This window comes from Rhodococcus phenolicus, assembly GCF_001646785.1.
Classification (GTDB): domain Bacteria; phylum Actinomycetota; class Actinomycetes; order Mycobacteriales; family Mycobacteriaceae; genus Rhodococcus; species Rhodococcus phenolicus.
Genome location: NZ_LRRH01000152.1, coordinates 1 through 2788, shown reverse-complemented (window position 1 = coordinate 2788; position 2788 = coordinate 1). Strand labels below are relative to the sequence as shown.

At 64.3% G+C, this 2788-nt stretch carries 1 protein-coding gene; it reads left to right on the top strand.

The features are described 5' to 3' along the window. Window positions 1–395 precede the first annotated feature (395 nt). Complete coding sequence (locus A8G15_RS28035; protein WP_169833957.1) at window positions 396–2600, top strand: helix-turn-helix transcriptional regulator; 2205 nt, start codon at window positions 396–398, stop codon at window positions 2598–2600. Window positions 2601–2788: the final 188 nt, after the last annotated feature.

Genomic DNA, 2788 nt, shown 5'->3' with positions numbered 1-2788 from the left:
CTGGTGAGAAAACCTCACTGTTGCTCATGTTTCATGAGTGGCCAATGTGATATGCGTGTCGGGGCGCTCGCATAGATCGGATTGAGGAGTCCCGATAGGTGCCGGAACCCGTTCTTGTATCCCGTGCCCGTCTTTTTCCGGGGTTGTCGTCCACGGCGTCGTTGGTCGTCGTCCAGGGCAACCGGTTCATGGGAAAGACGACGCTGCTGCGCACCTGGCTGAGCACGGATCCCGTCCCGGGCTCGGCCGTCATTGTCGTCGACAGTTCGACGTCGCGGGTGCTCCCCCGTCATTACTGGGGCGAAGTCTTGACCGCGACGTGTTCGGTCCTCTGCCTCGAGCCCCCGCAGGAGCGGATCGACGACTTCGACGCGGTGTGCGCGGCTGTCACCGCCGTGGACCGGCCGATCGTGCTGGTGCTCGACGGAGTGACGGCGATCGAAGCTCGTGTCGGGGAACTGCTTGCCCGCTGTCCTGGCCTGCGGATCGTTGTGACGACCCGGACGAGAGGATCGTGGCCCGAACTGGTCGACGAGTGTCCCGGTCGGATCTTGCTCACCTCGGATGTGCTGGCTTTCACTGCAGAGGAGACAAGGGCGTCTCTGCAGGGGTCCGCGGCGGGCGAAGACTTACGGGTAGTGCACTGGATCATGCGCCGAACCGGCGCTTTTCCCCTGCTCATCGATGCCGTGTGCTCGACTCTGCCGGCGGCCTCGGACTCGCCGGCTGCAGACACGGATCAGCTTGACAGAGACATAGACTCCGCCGTGGATAGGGTTCTCCTGCAGATTCTCGATGACGACCCGGTTCTGGCACCGGTGCGTCGGACGGTGCTTCTCTCGTCGGTGGCCTCCCCGTTGACAACCTCCACCGCCGCGGCAATTCCGCAGTGTGCCGACGGCACCGCAGTGATCGGAACGCTGGATGCTGCCGGCATGATCGACCGTGTCTCTGATCCGAACGGCGATGACAGTCCCGGATCGGTGCGATGGCGGTATCCGGAGGTGGTCCGCGCCGCGTTGCGCCGTCTGGCTGAGAACGCCTGTCCCGGCGCACTCCATGCGACAGAGACTGCGCTGGTCCGGTACTGGCTCGACCGGGCAGATCCGCATCTCGCGCTGACACACGCGATTGAAGGACGGCGTTGGCAGGTGGCACTTGCGATCGTGGACGAACACTGGATCACCCTGTATACGGGTGGCTTCCTCCAAACCCTCGGTGACGCCCTGATCGAACACATCCCCACCGAGATCGCCGCCACTCACCCGACCGTTGCGGCCATCCGGCGCCTGCATCGCCAGTTCGCCGCTCCGCGGGATGTGCCCGTGGCGACAGTTGAACCCCGTTCCTCCGATACACCAACCGATCCCGCCGAGACGATCATGCACACGATGGCACTGCGAGTCGACGGGAATTTGGCCGAGGCCGCTGCCGTCTGCGACGCCGTCTCAAACGAACCGGTGCCGGTGTTCGACGAACTCGGTGACCCGATCCGATCCGCTTACGCGTTCTACTACTTGCACATCGGCATCACGTATCTACTGGTCGACCGTACCGATGAGGCTGCCGTGATGTTCCGGCGGGCCCATCACGCCGGAGCGGGAATGTTCGTCGAGCGGGACGCCGCCGGCAAACTCGCCCTCATCGATGCGTTTCACGGCGCGTGCACCGACGCAGACCTGTGGATCGAGCGGGAAAAACGCCATCGCCCGCTTCCGGACGTGAGCGAGAAACTCGTCCGTACCGCCGGCTGTGTGGCCACCGCATTGGTGGCACTCGACCGGCTCGACCCGGATACCGCGCTCGATGTCCTCACCGACCTCGGCAGTCCCGCCGACAACGAGGAATTCTGGGCGTTCGTCCTCTACACACATGGACAGCACGCCTTGCTGACCGGGATGCCGGCCGATGGCCTGCGACATATCGAGGCCCAGATCCGGCGCTATCCGAAACTCTTCTCCGGAATCGCGGCAACACTCGTCAATGTCGTTCGAGCTGACCTGTATCTGGCTTGCGGAGACCTCGAACGGGCTCGGTATGTCATCGGCGAGGCGGACCATCCGCTCACCGCGCCTGTGCGTGCCAGGATGCGATTGCTCACTGCTGACCCGACCGGCGCCGAACACATCGTCGAACGCTATCGCACCGATCGTCGCTGTTCCGTCCGGACATCGATGGAACTGGCCGTCATCGGCGCTGCCGCGGCCTCGGCACGTGGAGACCGCGCCCGAGCCGGACGCCATCTCGATCGTGCCGTCGCGTTGTTCCGCCACAGCGGGTTGGCGCGGCCCTTCCTCTTGCTCCCCGCACCGATGGTGCAGGACCTCGTCTCGCTCGAGAGTAAGTACCCGACGATCGTGGCCGACAGGGCCTTCGAGTTCGAGGTCTATCCCTCCTACCGGCCGATCGTGCGCCTGAGTCCGAGAGAACGCGTCGTGCTCGAGGCATTGCTTGCCGGAGGGACCGCCGGGACGATCGCAAAAGAACAGTTCGTCAGCGTCAATACCGTCAAGACTCAACTGCGTTCGCTCTACCGCAAGCTCGGAGTACGCTCACGCGACGATGCCATCGCCGCCGCCCGCAAGCTCATACTCGACTAATGGGAGGTACCAAGCCTGGCCGTCCGGCAGACTTGGGCACCTGGTAACCGCTGGTGGATGAGCACTCTTCTCGACCGGACCGAGTGCCGAGTCCTGACGTCAGACCGTGCCTCCACCGGCGCACCAGGAGGTCTGCATCGCTGATGGGATGTCGTGCCCGGCCACGGTCGTGAGCACTCGACCATTAG